At 35.6% G+C, this 16,696-nt stretch carries 11 protein-coding genes; 2 read left to right on the top strand and 9 right to left on the bottom strand.

Features of this window, described 5'->3' with window-relative positions:
• Positions 1–201: 201 nt before the first annotated feature.
• Both purD and serS read right to left on the bottom strand, forming a co-directional pair.
• A complete protein-coding gene (purD, locus tag AAGD76_RS02870; protein ID WP_138264878.1) occupies positions 202–1,473 on the bottom strand; it encodes a phosphoribosylamine--glycine ligase in 1,272 nt (423 codons plus the stop codon).
• Positions 1,474–1,507: 34 nt separating this feature from the next.
• Positions 1,508–2,785: a serine--tRNA ligase gene (serS, locus tag AAGD76_RS02875; protein WP_038198549.1), complete on the bottom strand. Its 1,278-nt coding sequence runs from the start codon at positions 2,783–2,785 to the stop codon at positions 1,508–1,510.
• Positions 2,786–2,928: 143 nt separating this feature from the next.
• Between serS and AAGD76_RS02880 the strand changes: the two genes are divergently transcribed.
• Entirely contained in the window at positions 2,929–4,029 is a 1,101-nt protein-coding gene (locus AAGD76_RS02880; protein ID WP_341820339.1) for a Ulp1 family isopeptidase, read from the top strand.
• Between the two features lie 25 nt (positions 4,030–4,054).
• On the top strand, positions 4,055–5,017 hold the full coding sequence (gene dusB, locus AAGD76_RS02885; protein WP_213862743.1) for a tRNA dihydrouridine synthase DusB: 963 nt from the start codon (positions 4,055–4,057) through the stop codon (positions 5,015–5,017).
• Between the two features lie 6 nt (positions 5,018–5,023).
• On the opposite strand, the gene AAGD76_RS02890 is transcribed toward dusB, so the two are convergent.
• The 7 genes from AAGD76_RS02890 to secE are packed head-to-tail and all read right to left on the bottom strand — an operon-like array spanning position 5,024 to position 16,691.
• Positions 5,024–13,537 (bottom strand): DNA-directed RNA polymerase subunit beta/beta', encoded by an 8,514-nt coding sequence (locus AAGD76_RS02890; protein ID WP_341820340.1) that lies wholly within the window; start codon positions 13,535–13,537, stop codon positions 5,024–5,026.
• A 58-nt stretch (positions 13,538–13,595) separates the two neighbouring features.
• The gene (gene rplL / locus AAGD76_RS02895; protein ID WP_007551887.1) at positions 13,596–13,997 is read right to left on the bottom strand and encodes a 50S ribosomal protein L7/L12; all 402 of its coding nucleotides are present in this window, start codon (positions 13,995–13,997) and stop codon (positions 13,596–13,598) included.
• Positions 13,998–14,023: 26 nt separating this feature from the next.
• Positions 14,024–14,542: a 50S ribosomal protein L10 gene (gene rplJ, locus AAGD76_RS02900; RefSeq protein ID WP_006279539.1), complete on the bottom strand. Its 519-nt coding sequence runs from the start codon at positions 14,540–14,542 to the stop codon at positions 14,024–14,026.
• A gap of 12 nt (positions 14,543–14,554) precedes the next feature.
• Positions 14,555–15,208, bottom strand: a complete 654-nt coding sequence (gene rplA / locus AAGD76_RS02905; RefSeq protein ID WP_065094732.1) for a 50S ribosomal protein L1 — start codon at positions 15,206–15,208, stop codon at positions 14,555–14,557.
• A 4-nt stretch (positions 15,209–15,212) separates the two neighbouring features.
• Positions 15,213–15,653 carry a 50S ribosomal protein L11 gene (locus AAGD76_RS02910; protein ID WP_006279541.1) on the bottom strand — a complete coding sequence of 147 codons (441 nt, stop codon included), beginning with the start codon at positions 15,651–15,653 and terminating at the stop codon, positions 15,213–15,215.
• A gap of 2 nt (positions 15,654–15,655) precedes the next feature.
• The gene (nusG, locus tag AAGD76_RS02915) at positions 15,656–16,492 is read right to left on the bottom strand and encodes a transcription termination/antitermination protein NusG (RefSeq protein WP_070356705.1); all 837 of its coding nucleotides are present in this window, start codon (positions 16,490–16,492) and stop codon (positions 15,656–15,658) included.
• Entirely contained in the window at positions 16,482–16,691 is a 210-nt protein-coding gene (gene secE / locus AAGD76_RS02920) for a preprotein translocase subunit SecE (protein ID WP_006279543.1), read from the bottom strand. Before secE ends, nusG begins: the two co-directional genes overlap by 11 nt.
• Positions 16,692–16,696: the final 5 nt, after the last annotated feature.

Raw genomic sequence — 16,696 nt, forward strand, 5'->3', positions numbered from 1 at the left:
GAAGTTTTGTAAAGACATACAGTATCTATATACTGCAAAAAATTGAACATAAGACGCCGATACATTAAGTAATCCTTACCTTTTAATCTGCAGATTGGCGAAAGCAAATACAATAGCTTCAGTTTCATGATAAGGGGGCTGGCGGAGTTTGTCAAGGAAGTTTTTCGTTTCTGTGAACCACCTGCTAACCGACAGCTAACATTAACTACCGATATCGTATCTGAAGAAGCCCCCTGGCCATTCTAAAAAATTTAATGCTGAGTACACCTTACTTTTGGCTTCCTCTATAGTGCTCCCTTCTGCTACTATATTTAGCACTCTTCCGCCATCGGAAACTAAGTTACCACTTTCATCGAATTTAGTACCAGCATGAAACACCAACACACCAGGAATGCTTTCAATCTTATCTAATCCTTTAATTACTTCTCCCTTTTGATAATCACCCGGATAGCCTTTACTTGCAACAACTACACAAACTGTAGATTTGTTGTTAAGTTCCACCATTTTGACATTTAACTTTCCTTCTGCAACTGACAACATCAATTTTAACAAATCGCAATTTGAATCAAATCTAGGTAATATAGATTGCGTTTCTGGATCACCGAATCTAACGTTATACTCGAGAAGTTTTGGGCTATCTTTGCAAATCATTAAACCAGCAAAGAGTACTCCTTTATAAGACGTACCCATGTTAACCAATGCTTGAGCTGTAGGGTATATTATTTTTTGGATAATTTTTTGCTCCATGTCCTTACTTATAATTGAAGGTGATGAGTACGACCCCATACCTCCAGTATTTTGGCTTTCATTACTTTCATCAACTCTCTTATAATCTTTTGCACACCCAAGAGTTACTACTTTCAACCCATCAATAAGAGCAAAAAAACTTACTTCTTCTCCAACTAAAAACTCTTCTATGATTATTTCTTCACCTGATTCACCAAATTTTTTCTCCACTAGCATTGAATTTATTGCTGAAAAAGCTTCGCTTTCTGTATTACATATAACCACCCCTTTTCCTGCTGCAATTCCATTTGCTTTCACTACAAGTGGAAACTTTATTTTATTGCTACGTACAAAATCTTTAGCTAACCCTTCATCAACAAAACACTCGTACTTGGCAGTTGGTATACCATATCGTTTACATAGTCCCTTGGTGAAAGACTTCGATCCCTCAAGTTTTGCAGTTGCTTGACTTGGAGCAAAAACATTTATTCCCTCTGCAACTAAATCATCAGCAAGCCCATCAATTATTGGTTGTTCTGGACCAATAACAACCAACTCTATATTTTCTCTCTTGCAAAATTGTGTAACATCCACTGAATTTTGAATATTTACATCCACAAGAGCCCCAAGATCTTTCATAGCTTGGCGACCAGGAGTTACATATAACTCAGTCAAGATAGGAGATTTTTTTAGAGCCCAAAGTAGAGCGTGCTCACGCCCACCAGAACCTATAACCAGAACCTTCATCTTTATTTCCTCGCTTTTCTATATGTCAAAATTATTATTTGCTTATAACAGTATCATTACTCATGTATTTTTGCAACACGTTTGGTATTGCAATCGACCCGTCAGAATTTTGATAATTCTCCATTATGGCAATAATCGTTCTTCCTATAGCTAAAGCTGAGCCGTTTAAAGTGTGAATATATTTTTTCATCTTTTTATCAGTTTCTGAAGAGTATTTAGCGTTCATCCTTCTTGCTTGAAATGCACCACAATTTGAGCAGCTTGATATTTCTCTATATTTATTTTGCCCAGGTAACCATACCTCTATGTCATAAGTCCTTTGTGCAGCAAAACCCATATCGCCACTGCAAAGCAGCATTACTCTGTATGGCAATTCTAATTTTTTTAATATCTCTTCAGCAACACTCGTCATACGCTCAAGCTCATCATTTGATTGGTCTTCAGTTGTGATGCTTACCAACTCCACTTTACCAAATTGGTGTTGCCTTATCATGCCCCTGGTATCGCGACCTGCACTACCTGCTTCTTTACGAAAGCACTCCGAATATGCAGTAAAGCGAATAGGCAGTTCTTTTTCTTCCATTATTTTGTCAGCAACTAAATTTGTTAAAAACACTTCACTTGTGGGAATCAACCTCAATTCGTCGGTAGTTAAATACGAATCGTCAGAAAATTTCGGTAGCTGACCAACATTATACATAGCTTCGTTTTTCACCAAAGCCGGGTGGTACACCTCAGTATAGCCAAATTCATTAACATGCATTTCAAGCATACAATTTATTAGCGCTCGTCCAAGCTTAGCTAACTGTCCTTTTAATATCGTAAATCTTGATCCGGAAATTCTCGCCGCTTGTTCGAAGTCCATTAAACCTAATTTTTCTCCGAGTTCATAATGAGATTCTGGTACAAAATCAAACTGTCTTTTTCCTCCATATCTTCTCACCTCTAAATTAGAGTTCTCATCTGCGCCTATTGGCACATCTTGCGCAGGAATATTCGGCAAGTTAGATAAAACATTCACTAACTTATCCTTTTCTGCTTGTTCTTTTAAGCTGATTGCCTCTATCTCATTTGTGATGCTTTTTGACAACTCTATTTGCTCTTCACAGGGGCTCTTGCTCATTTTAAGCTTTTTTATTTCCTCTGTGATTTCATTGCGCTGCCTATTCAAATCCTGCAGTTTAGTGGTTAATGATCTTTTCTCGTGATCGATTTCTAATATCTCTTCCGCAGTAGATTCTCTAATTCCCCTGCTTTTCATTGCCTTTTCAAATCCTTCAGGGTTTTTGCGTATATATTCTATATCGTGCATATATTGTGCTATTACTAACATTGTTACTGTACTCCAAAAGCTCTTAATATTCAATATATTCTCATACTACTAAAATTATTATGGTTGATTTTTTTGTTAGAATTTGTTAAAATTTAATTAACTTAGCGTTCATAGGGTGTAGTATGTTGGGTATTACAAAAAATAATCAGAAAGAGAGCACTGACTTTGCTGGTGAGGAATTCGTTATCTACGCTACTTGTGTATGCCTAGCAGCCACATTCGCTGCTGGCTGTTTAGGGGCGGTAATAGGATCCCCTCTATTGACCTTTCCACTTGCTATGCTCATCTCTAACCCCGTAGTTTGGGTTTTAATGGGAATAATTCTTACAGTAGCATACAAAATGGTTGTTGAACCTTTATTTTACTTAGCGAAGAACTATATTAATGGAAAAAGAGCAAGTCAAGGTGAGCAAAAAACTCAAGATGGAGATAGTGGTATTGTACCAGGAAGTGAACCCAATTCAAGGAACAGTAGTCGTAGAAGCTCTTTGGATAGTGGTTTGGGTGGTAAAGAGTTTCACGAAGATTTGGACACTCTTGTGCATCAGACAAACAGAAAAAACTATAGTTACTGGTTAGATGATAATGACATTACACATATTGCAAGAGTTGTATATGGGTACTCACAAAGTGAACATAGTAATAATAATGTCTATTTTCTTGCCCCTAGCTATTCTAATGGTTGGGACGAACTCACAAAAGAATTTCTTCAGAATTATAGAGGTGAATTCAAACAAAATTCTAAATTGATATTTACTTCGGTTCTTCATATTAACAATAATCATTGGGTAACTTTGGTTATTAAACCTGATGCAGGTGATAAAAAATTTAGAGCTTATTACTGTGACTCATTTGGTAATCAATTGCCAGATAATGTGCTAAATATTGTTAAAAGAGAACTGCAAAAAGAGGAATGGGTATTAGACATAAGAATTTCCCCAACTAAGCAGCAAAGTGACGGGTATAACTGTGGAATATTTGCGTTAGAAAATGCTCATAAAATTACACAAATGCTTAACGAAGACAAATCATTTGACGAAATTGACAAAAAGTTATCAGAATATAAATTTGATTTGAATGAGAAAAGAGAAGAATTTACAAGAGCGCTTATGGAAGATGAGAAATGTAAGGAAGATCTAAGAAATCGTAAGCGTCCGCCAAGGACGAAAACATCTCAGTCTTCTATTTCAAGGGAGAATGCAAGTTTGTGTTGCATTATGTAATCAATGAAAAATTACCATTGACCTTATGCCCCTCCAAATAGGAAATTTGACAATTGATTCTCCAGTTATTTTAGCTCCAATGTCTGGAGTGACTGATTATCCGTTTAGAAGTATTGTGAAGAAACTTGGTGCAAGTTTGTTAGTTTCAGAGATGATTGCAAGCAGAGCTATGATTATGCAAACTCGCCAGAGTTTGCAAAAAGCAAAAGTCGATGCATTAACTGCTGTTCAGCTTGCTGGATGCGAACCGAATGTTATGGCAGAAGCTGCAAAATTGAATGAGGATATGGGAGCTAAAATTATAGATATAAATTTTGGTTGCCCTGTTAAGAAAGTTGTAAACGGTTATGCAGGATCAGCACTAATGCGTGATGAAAAAAAGGCTGCTGAAATAATTGAAGCTGTAGTCAAGGCAGTGAATGTGCCAGTTACAGTAAAAATGCGCACTGGATGGAACGATGAAAATCGCAATGCCCCGAGACTTGCGAAAATTGCCGAAGACTTAGGAGCAAAAATGATCACTGTGCATGGAAGAACAAGAGCGCAGCTTTATAATGGTCAAGCAGATTGGAAATTCGTTAGAAATGTTAAAGAGCAAGTGAAAATTCCAGTTATAGTAAATGGCGATATTAAAAATTTAAATGATATTCAGAATGCTCTCAAAGAATCTGGAGCAGACGGAGTGATGATAGGTCGTGGTGCCTACGGTAAACCTTGGCTGATTAATCAAGCAATGAACTTTCTCAGTGGAAGTGAAACTTCTGAGCCAACAGCTTCAGAGAGATTAAGCATCATACTCGAGCATTACGACAATATTCTTGAGTACTATGGAAATGACACAGGAATAAAGATGGCCCGCAAACACATAGGTTGGTACAGTAGCGGGCTTCAAGGCTCATCTGAATTTCGTGTGAGAGTAAATAACATGACAGATAGCACAGAAGTGAAAGAAAATATTATTGGCTTTTTTGGTCAAGAGACACACTAGCTGTACTCAATTCGACTGATCGTATGCCACTACGCTCTCTTCCTCACCAGAGTGTAAATGACAACCATTATCCATCAACCATTCCTCGTCATAAGTTTCAATATCAAAATATTTTTCATATTTATCCACATTATCACAAAGTGAAAGTGCTCTGATCTTATTCATAATCAAACCTGTACCAGCAGGAATTAATCTTCCTACTATAACATTTTCTTTTAATCCACTTAAAGGATCACTCTTCCCGCAGAATGCTGCTTCTGTAAGTACTTTTGTTGTCTCTTGGAAAGAGGCAGCAGAAATAAAGGAGCTAGTTTCAAGACTTGCCCTAGTAATCCCCTGCAGAATAGGAAGATAATGAGTAGGCCGTTTGCCAGAGTTACTCATAGCATCATTTTCCCTATCAACTTCCAGCTTGTCAATGCTTTCGCCAACCAAGTACATAGTATCACCAGGATCAGTAATTTCCACTTTTTGTAGCATTTGTTTTAAGATCACCTCTAAATGCTTATTGTCTATACGAACACCCTGCAATCTATAAACTTGCTGTATTTCAGAAATCATATAGTGCGCTAAAGCTTCTAACCCAAGCACACGTAAAATATCATGGAGATCAGGGTCACCATCCATCAATAGATCACCTTTACGTACAAAATCACCTTCATTGACTATTACATGCTTACTTCTTGATACCAAATATTCAACTGGAGAAATTTGTTCATCTACAGGTTTAATTAATATACTGCGTTTTCCTCTACGGCCTTTTTCAGAAAACGCTACATAGCCATCTATCTCACTAACAATAGCATGCTCTTTAGGACGACGTGCTTCAAATAACTCTATAACCCTCGGTAAACCACCAGTAATATCACGAGTTTTAACTGACTCTCTTGGTGTTCTTGTAATAACATCACCTGCATGAACCTTCTGGCCATCTTGTACATTGAGCACTGCACCGATTGGTATAAAATAACATGCTTCAACGCCACTTGCGAGTGTCATTACTTTACCATTATCGTCAAGCAGCACAATACGAGGACGTAAATTAGCTCCACCAGAATGCAATTTCCAGTCTTTTACTACTTTGCTTGATATTCCTGTAGATTCATCCATCACTTCAGTGATCGAAATTCCATCTTTTAAGTCCTGATAAGACACTGTACCAGTCTTCTCCGTGATAATAGGCAATGTATAAGGATCCCATTCCGCAACTTTATCGCCAATTTTTACTGACCCACTCTCATCTACATAAAGCTTAGCGCCGTAAGGTACACTGTGCTTCAACTTCTCACTACCAAGGCTATCAATCAACACGACTTCACAGGAACGGCTTATCACAATTTTATTTCCGTTTCTATCTATAATTATATTACTATTGTTTAACTTTATTTTAGCATTAATAGAAGCTATAATATTCGAGGATTCAACGCCTCTAGTCATTACTCCACCTATATGAAAAGTACGCATCGTTAACTGAGTACCTGGCTCTCCAACAGATTGAGCAGCTATAACACCAACTGCTTCACCTATTGAAACAATTTTACCAGTTGCAAGGTCTCTTCCATAACATAAAGAACATACACCAGGACTTATTTCACAAGTTAAAGGCGATCTAATTTTTACAACATCAAGACCTGCAATGCTGATTTGCTTTACCTTATCCTCATCAATCAATTCCCCTGCTTTTACTAATAATTCTTTTGTCACTGGGTTATATATATCATTTGCAGCTGTTCTACCCAGCACAACACTCTCTAGAGATGCAACTATAGTACTTCCTTCAACTGTAGCTCTCACAACAAGACCATTTTTTGTTTTACAGTCATGCTTTGTAACTATGCAATTTTGAGATACATCAACTAAACGACGAGTTAAGTATCCAGAGTTTGCAGTTTTAAGTGCAGTGTCAGCTAAACCTTTACGCGCACCGTGAGTAGAATTAAAGTATTCAAATACGTTCAATCCTTCACGGAAATTAGAAATTATAGGTGTTTCTATAATCTCACCAGAAGGTTTGGTCATGAGCCCTCGCATTCCTGCTAGCTGTTTCATCTGTGAAGTAGAACCCCTTGCACCAGAGTTAACCATCATATACACTGAGTTGTACTTACTATTTCCATCATATATAGATATTGCTTTTAACATATCATTAGCTATCATATCCGTACACTTAGACCATTCATCTATAACCTTGTTATACCTCTCACTTCTAGTTATTAGCCCATCTTGATATTGCATAGAGAATTTCTTAATTTCACCCCTCGCGTGATCAACATGTGTAGCTTTAGTTTCAGGTATAACCATATCACAACGACCAAAAGAGACACCAGAAAATGTGGCATACTCAAAGCCAAGTACCATTAATTTATCAGAAAATGCCACTGTAGCACTTTGACCACAGTTACGATATACCAAATCAACTATACCAGTTATTTCCTTGACTGTTAATATCTGATTTATTAGATCGAAGCCTAGATTCTCATGCTTAGGAAAAATTTGCCATAATATTAAACGGCCAGGAGTTGTACAAACAGTTTTATAGTGAGTTTCACCGCTGCTATTAATATACTCCATCCTATACTTTATACTAGAATGAATATGTAAAGTACCATCACTCAAGGAATGCTCAACTTCACAAAAAGCACCAAAAGATGGTAAATTATCTTCCTTAGGTTCTTGTAAAGTCAGATAATATATACCAAGTACTATATCTTTACTAGGAACTATAATCGGTCTGCCATTAGAAGGACTTAAAACGTTATTAGTGGACATCATCAACACCCTAGCTTCAAGCTGAGCTTCCAATGAAATTGGCACATGCACTGCCATTTGATCACCATCAAAATCAGCATTAAACGCCGTACAGACAAGCGGATGAAGCTGTATTGCTTTGCCTTCAATAAGGATTGGCTCAAAAGCCTGAATACCAAGTCTATGTAGCGTAGGCGCTCTATTCAACAAAACAGGATGCTCTTTTATTACCTCTTCAAGCATATCCCAAACTTCTGGTTTTTCTGCTCTTATCAACTTACTAGCAAACTTAATAGTTGGAGCCATACCATACATCTTAAGCTTTGAGTAAACAAAAGGTTTGAATAGTTCAAGAGCCATTCTTTTTGGTAATCCACACTGATTTAGTTTCAAAGTTGGACCAACAACTATTACAGAACGTCCAGAGTAGTCTACCCTTTTTCCTAAGAGGTTCTGGCGAAAACGACCCTGTTTTCCTTTTAACATATCACTAATGGACTTTTTATATCCAACAGCACCAGCTTTATTTACCAAAGTATTACGACGACTATTATCAAAAAGAGAATCAACTGCTTCTTGTAACATCCTTTTTTCATTACGAATCATAATCTCAGGAGGATTTAAGCTCAACAATTTCCTCAACCTGTTATTTCTATTAATAATAGTCCTATAATGATGATTCAGATCAGAAACTGCAGGACGACCACTCTCAAGCGATACCAAAGGACGCAAATCAGGTGGTAAAATAGGTATAGTTGTAAGTATCATCCACTCAGGCCTATTTCCAGATTTAATGAAGTTTTCAACAATACGCAATCTCTTTATAATTTTCTTTCTTCTTATCTCAGAAGCAACAGATTCTAATTCTAGTCTTAAATCCTTCCTAATTTCATGTAAATCAAGGCGCGTTAGCAACTCTCTTATAGCTTCAACACCTTGCATAGCTACAAAACTATCGATCCCATAGCTATCTTTAGCTTCATTATAAGCTTTTTCACTAATAATCTCACCTTTTTCAAAAGGCGAAACAAGAGGATCTATTACGATATAATTATCGCTATATAAAATATTCTCAATATCTCTGAGAGACATATCCAATAATGCTCCAATTCTTGAAGGAAGCGATTTCAAAAACCATATATGAGCAACAGGAGATGCAAGCTCTATATGACCCATCCTTTCTCTTCTTACTTTAGAAGATGTAACTTCTACTCCGCATTTTTCGCATATGCGACCTCTGTGTCTTCTTTTTTTGTATTTTCCACATAAACATTCATCGTCATTGACAGGGCCAAAAACCTTAGGGCAAAATAATCCACCTTTCTCAACTTTGAACGTACGATAATTTGCAGTTGAAACATCTTCTATCTCACCACAAGATATACGCTTAATACTTTCAGGGCTAGCAATCGATATGCTAACCTCATTAAAAGGTTGTGCAATGTTAGTGTGAGATATATCTTCAATCACTACATCATTTTGCTTTAAATCTACATTTAAACATAAAGAACGTAGTTCTTTTATCATCACATTAAAGGATTCAGGAATTCCACATTCAAAATTACTGTCACCTTTTATTATCGATTCATAAATCTTAACTCTACCATTAATATCATCAGACTTCACAGTTAACATTTCCTGCAAAGTATAAGCAGCACCATAGGCTTGTAATGCCCAACATTCCATTTCACCAAAACGCTGACCACCAAAATGAGATTTTCCTCCAAGAGGTTGTTGAGTAACCAAACTATAAGGCCCTACTGAACGCGCATGAATTTTACCATCAACCAAGTGGTGCAACTTAAGCATGTACATGTAACCAACTGTAACCTTGCGGTCGAATTTTTCACCACTGCAACCGTCATATAATACAGCTTGTCCAGAGTTATCTAAACCAGCAAGTTCAAATAATTTTGCTATTTGTTCATCTTTTGGACCCTCAAATACAGGTGCAGCAACAGGAACGCCATCACGTAATTTGCGTGCAAATTCAATGAGATTATTATCACTAATATTACGAATATCATTACAGATAGATACGTTACTGCCATAGCTATAAACCTCAATCAGGAAGTTACGTAAATTGCTGTATGAACTTTTACAAGAGTTCAAATAGTTCTCTACTAACTCATTCAACTCGTCATTTAGTGCATTCTTATTAGGTGTATTTAAAACAGAAGCCGTTATTTCATCATCATCAATATTTTCAATTTTTTTATTATCAAGGTATGCTACTGCAAATTGTGTAAAATTATCATCGTTAAGGGACCTAATTCCCTTGCAAAAAGCACTTTTGATCTTATTGATCTCATCGAGAATATTACTTACCTTTTCCCCTAATTTTCTACAAGCCCAACCTACATGCGTTTCCAGTATTTGCCCTACATTCATTCGTGAAGGAACACCAAGAGGGTTAAGAATAATATCAACAGGAGTACCATCTTCCAAATAAGGCATATCTTCCACTGGCACAACTCGAGAAATCACACCTTTATTTCCATGTCTACCAGCCATTTTATCCCCTGGTTGCAGACTATGTTTCACAGCAATGAAAACTTTTACTGACATCGACACACCTTGAGGCAGGTCATAACCTTCATGTAATTTTTCTACTTTTCGCTTAAACTGTGCTATTGCATGTGATACTTTTTCATCAAAATCTTTTTTTAAGCTCTTAACTTGCTCAGAAATGGATTGGTTTTTTAATCCTATACCCCACCATTGCTCACGTTCAATAGAGTCAAATTTTTCTCGATCTTGAGAACCAGAATTAATAAGAAGTTTCTTCAGTTCATCATAGAAATATTCACTAGTAACATTGATTATATAATCTCGCTCTTCCTCAAAGTCATTTATCTCTTTTTGTTTGATGAGTAATGCCCTTTCATTTTCTTCAACCCCCCTGCGTGTAAAGACTTGTACATCAATTACTGTCCCTTCAACATCTGGAGATGTATATAAAGAGGAATCCGTACAATCGAATGACTTTTCACCAAAAATTGTCATTAATAACTTCGTTTCAGGAGGCAATGAAAGAGAAGGTTTAGGTGTAACTTTACCTACCAGAATACAGCCTGGACCAACTCTTGTACCAATTTTCACTATACCACTATCATCCAAGTGATATAGATTTTCTTCATTAACACCAGGTATAGCACGAGTTATTTTTTCTGATCCTAAAGGGGTATCATGTACAACACAGTCAAATTCTTCTATATGAATAGAAGTAAAGAGATCTTTTTTAACAACTTCACTAGAAATAATAATAGAGTCTTCAAAATTATAACCTTGCCAAGACATAAAAGCGACTAGCAAATTTTTACCAAGCGCCAACTCACCACTGTTAATTGCAGGACCATCAGCTATTACATCACCCTTTTTAACATAATCACCTACGCACACTAGCGGTCTTTGATTAATACAAGTATTATGGTTAGAACGCTGAAATTTCCTTAGATGATAAATATCTACGTCCAAGTAGTTAACCCTTTCTTTATCAAAAGCACGTATAACTATAGAGTTACTATCAGAACTATCAACTATGCCATCGCGTTTTGCTAAAACTACAGCACCAGAGCCAGAAGCTACAAAAGACTCCATACCAGTAGCAACCAGAGGAGCGGTAGGCTTCAATAAAGGTACGGCCTGACGTTGCATATTTGAGCCCATTAATGCTCTATTAGCATCATCATTTTCTAAAAATGGAATCAAGGAAGCTGCAACTGATATTACCTGCTTAGGAGATACGTCAATGTAACTAACTTGGTCGCTACTTACCATGACGAAGCTACCAGCATATCTACAGTATAGCATGTCATCAACAAAGCAATTATTTTCATCAAGCTTTACGCTAGTGTCAGCTATATGATGTGAGCCTTCGTCTATAGCAGAAAGATACTCAATTTGATCAGTAACAACCCTATTGACTACTTTTCTATAAGGGCTTTCAATGAAACCATATTTATTAATACGCGCGTATATAGCTAAGCTGTTGATTAACCCTATATTTTGCCCTTCAGGAGTCTCAATAGGGCAAATTCTTCCATAATGAGTTGGATGAACATCACGCACCTCAAATCCTGCCCGTTCTCTTGTTAAACCGCCAGGACCTAACGCGGATAACCTTCTTTTATGTGTTATTTCAGATAACGGATTAGTCTGATCCATAAATTGAGATAATTGAGAAGAATTGAAGAAATCTCTTAAGACATTAGTTAACACTTTTGGATTAATAAAATCAGATGGAGAAACTTTATCTAAACTAGAAGTGGACATAGAATCAACTATTGCGCGTTCCAATTTCAACAACCCAGTTCTAAATTGATTTTCTATAAACTCTCCAACTGATCTTACTCTTCTGTTTCCTAAATGATCAATATCATCTACAGATCCTTGACCGTCACGTAACAATACTATTTTTTTCACAATTTCAATAATATCTTCATGCGTTAAAACAGTTAAATCCTCATCATAATTTAATCCAAGGTAAGAGTTAAGCTTCAACCTACCAATGTTAGACAAATCATAATATTCCGGACTGAAGAAAAGATTACGGAAAAACTCTTCTACTATCTCTAAAACAGGAACTTCACCAGGACGCAAAACTCTATATATTTCATATAGTGCATCCTGATAAGACATGTTTTCATCTAAGAAAAGCGTATTTAATATATAAGGTCCAACAAACAAATTATCTATGTTCAACACTGATATTTCATCTACAGATAATAACTCAAGCTTCTTTATGTCTTCCAGCTTTATAGATTCACCAGCAGATAAAATTTTCGTAGAGCTAGCACTATCCATTAAATCTTCTGCGAGGAATAAACCACATATAGAATTAAAAGGAACCAGATACTCTTTCAATTCATTATCATATAGCTTTTTAGCTAGTCTTGAGGTAATACGAACGTTAGCTTTAAGCAGCACATTACCTTCAATATCCATTAAGTCGAAAGGCAGCCTCACTCCTTTAAATTTATCAGGAACAAAAGGCACTTTCCAACCATCTTTATGTTTTACATACTTTATTTTCTCATAAAATCTATCGAGTATATCATTATTTGATAGACCCAACGCCTTTAATAAAACTGAAATTGGCAATTTTCTTTTTCTATCAACACGAAAATACAAATGGTCTTTAACATCAAATTCAATATCAAGCCAAGAACCCCTATAAGGAATAATTCTAGCAGAATAGATCAATTTACCAGAATTGTAAGTTTTTCCCTTATCGCTATCAAAAAATACACCAGGAGACCTATGCATTTGTGAGACGATAACTTTTTCCACACCATTAATGATGAAAGTGCCCTTATCAGTCATCATAGGCAACCCACAAAAGTGGACTTTCTGCTCTTCTATAGATTTTACAACGGTTGCAAGTTTAGAATGATCTCCACTCTCTTTAATCGATTTATATTCATCAAGAGAAATACCATCCTGCATAACAACAAGACGTATAGAAGCAATAACCTGAGCAGAAAAAGTTACACCACGCTTTATACACTCAGATTCATCATACTTAGGATCATCTACCCTACAACTTATAAACTCAATAGTAGCCCTACGCAAAGGATCATTTATTGGAAAGATTGTATGAAAGATAACTTCAAGTCTTTCATTACCCTTATTCTTAGGAGTAAAAGAATCATATGATTCTTTTTGAACCTTAACCAAATCCAATAAAGAATCTTTTAAATCAATCGACCTAGAATAAGAAACTCTAGGAACAAAAGCACCAGAAGCGTACATATAAGAAGAATCAACCATTAAAATACCCCAAACTAATTAAAAGAGCTATATCAATATAAAATTAATACATTAAATATTATTCAAGCTCCACTTTAGTTGCTCCTGCTTCAATAAGTTTTTGCTTGATTTTTTCTGCTTCGTCTTTAGGAACATTAGCAGTCAAATCTTTAGGTAAAGATTCAACCAACTCTTTTGCTTCTTTTAAACCCAATGTAGAATTAACCTCTCTCACAGCTTTAATAACTCCTATTTTTTTACTCGCATCAATTTCTTTAATCACAACTTTATACTCAGCTTTTTCTTGAGCAGCAGGAGCAGCAGCATTATCACCAATAGGCGCCCCAGCACCAACAGCTCCACCAAGAAAAGAACCAGCAGGCAACCCTATTTTCTCTTCTAAAACTTTTACAAGTTCAGAAGCCTCTAATAGGTTTAAAGATAATATTTTATCAACCAAATCACTTGTTACATTACTCATAATTACCACCTTACTTAACAACAAATTTATTTTTTAGAACTATAATAATCCAAAACTCTCATAAGCCTCATAGAAGATGAATTAATAGACAACGCTAACCGAGCAGGAATATCATAAGATATTAAACGCATAATTTTAACACGCAATTCATCCAGAGAAGGCAACTTAGCCAGTTTATTAACATCTTCCACTGTTAACAATTCATTTAAATGAGCTGCGCAAATCACAGACATTTTTTCTTTGTTAGCATTAGTAAAATCAACTATTAATTTTGCAGCTTCTACTATGCCACTAGAGTATATAATAGCAACAGGACCGGAAAATTTGCCTGATAAATAAGAGAATTTACCAGTCCTTTCCAAAGCCAAGCGCGCTAGAGTGTTTTTAACTACTAATACCCCACCTGCTATAGACTTCAGACTATTCCTCAGAGTTAATGAATCATTAGCATTTATAGATTTAAAATTTACTAATATCAAGAAATCATTATTTACAAATACGTTTATTGTGCTCTGTATAAATTCATCCTTATCTTTACGCTTCACGGTATCACTCCCTTAAATTATATCTTCCACTTTGCCTATCTTATAAGCTTTACCCATAGTTGAATTTAAAAAAACACCCTTAAAGTAAATTCCTTTCGCAGAAATAGGTTTATTATCTTTAATTACTTTAAGAAAGGCTTTTAAATTTTCTAGCAAGTCATCAATATCAAATTTAATATTTCCTAATTTACCATGAATAACACCATTTTTATCTGTTCTAAATTTTACCTGACCAGACTTAATGGTTTTAATAGCTTCTGCAATGTTAGAAGTCACAGTACCAAATTTAGGGTTAGGCATCAGCCCTTTAGCACCCAATACTTTTGCAATAGGAGTGATTTTTGCCATAAAATCAGGAGTAGTAATGCACCAATCAACATCTAACTTTCTACCTTTTTTTATTTCTTCAACTAAATCCTCTCCTCCTGCAATATCAGCACCAGCTTTTTCAGCTTCTAATAAATGTTTATCTTGAGCGAAAACAGCTACTTTAATATTCTTCCCGATACCTTTAGGCAAAACTACTGTACCACGCACCTGCTCTTCAGATTTACGTGAATCTACGCCTAAATTGACCGCAATATCAACTGATTCATTAAATTTTGCTGAAGCAGACTCAACAATCTTCTTCAAACACTGCTTAGGATTATCATTATATGTATTCATTTACCTAACCTTCCACAACTTCTATACCCATAGATTTTGCAGTGCCTACAACCATTTTCACTGCTGAATCTTCATTATCCACTTTCATATCAACCATCTTGCACTTTGCTACTTTAATTATAGCAGACATAGGTAATTTAGCCACTAATTCTTTACCAGGATTACCAGAACTTTTACTTAATTTAGCCTCCTGCTTAAGTAAATAAGCCACAGGCGGACCGCTGACAGTAAAATCATGAGAGCGATCATCCTTTATGGAAATTCGCACTGTTACTAAATCGCCTACTTTATAATTAGCGTTAGCAGCACTAGTAACTTTATTAAAAGCTTCACAAAACTTAGGAACAGGTATACCACGTGGACCAAGTACTGAAGCAATTTTCGGTCCTGGAACTGCTTTCCCAGCTTCCATAAGTAAGTTAATCTTAGCAACTATAACACTCATAATTAATCCTCTATTTTCTCTACTTGAGCCAGATCAAGCTCTATTATTGTCGGCTTACCTAAAATCGATACTTCCACATTAATAATTTTTTTCTCATCGTTTACCATATTTACCTTACCAGTAAAATTTTGAAAAAGACCATCATTAATTTTCACTTTTTCACCTTTTTCATAACCATAACCTAACTTCTTTGTCTCTTGAGCATTATAAAGTGCATTACACATTGAGTGAATCTCATCATCCAAAATCACCTTCGGAATATTACCGTTTTTCAAAAATCCATAAACCTTAAGAGATTTTGGTATATTATTGATAAAATTCAATACTTCATCGCATAAATTCACGTATAAAAAGACATAACCAGGAAAGCATTTCCTTCGTGTAGCAATTTTCTTAGATTTCAACTCTACTTCACTTAGCTCTTCATATGGAATAAAAACTTCCTTAAAGTAATCATTAACACCCAATCTCATAGAATTTTCCAATATATGTTGGCGCACTTTCTCTTCACAATTGGAAGCAACTCTCAAGATATACCATTTATATCTATTAAATTCTTTACACTTTAAACTTATCTCATCATCTGAAATCATCTCAAAATCACCAGATTCGCCACTGCAGAATCCAGGCGTTTGATTCAAAATATTTTTGCTTTCATCACACAGATGCATATATACATACACTTCACATAATTCTTTTATATCAGACTTTGAATTACATACCGTTTGATAAGGAATAAACACTTCCTTAAAATAAACAGCATTACTTACCAATTCGCGTATGTTTTGCTCATATCCATAATCAACTTTAATGATATACCATTTATATTCACATTCCATAAATAATTCCAAATAAAGCCTTAATTACGTAAAGAGACATAAAATCCACAAAACAGAAGAAAATCGAAAAGCATAATATAACAATCATTACAACAAATAGAGATGACAACACCTCCTGTTTCTTTACCCAAGCAATTCTTCGTATTTCTTGCTTTATATCACAGAAAAAACCACACAAACTTTTTAACATTTCCACCACAACAT

It is taken from the genome of Wolbachia endosymbiont (group A) of Cydia strobilella (assembly GCF_964026745.1).
In the GTDB taxonomy this organism is placed as follows: domain Bacteria; phylum Pseudomonadota; class Alphaproteobacteria; order Rickettsiales; family Anaplasmataceae; genus Wolbachia; species Wolbachia pipientis.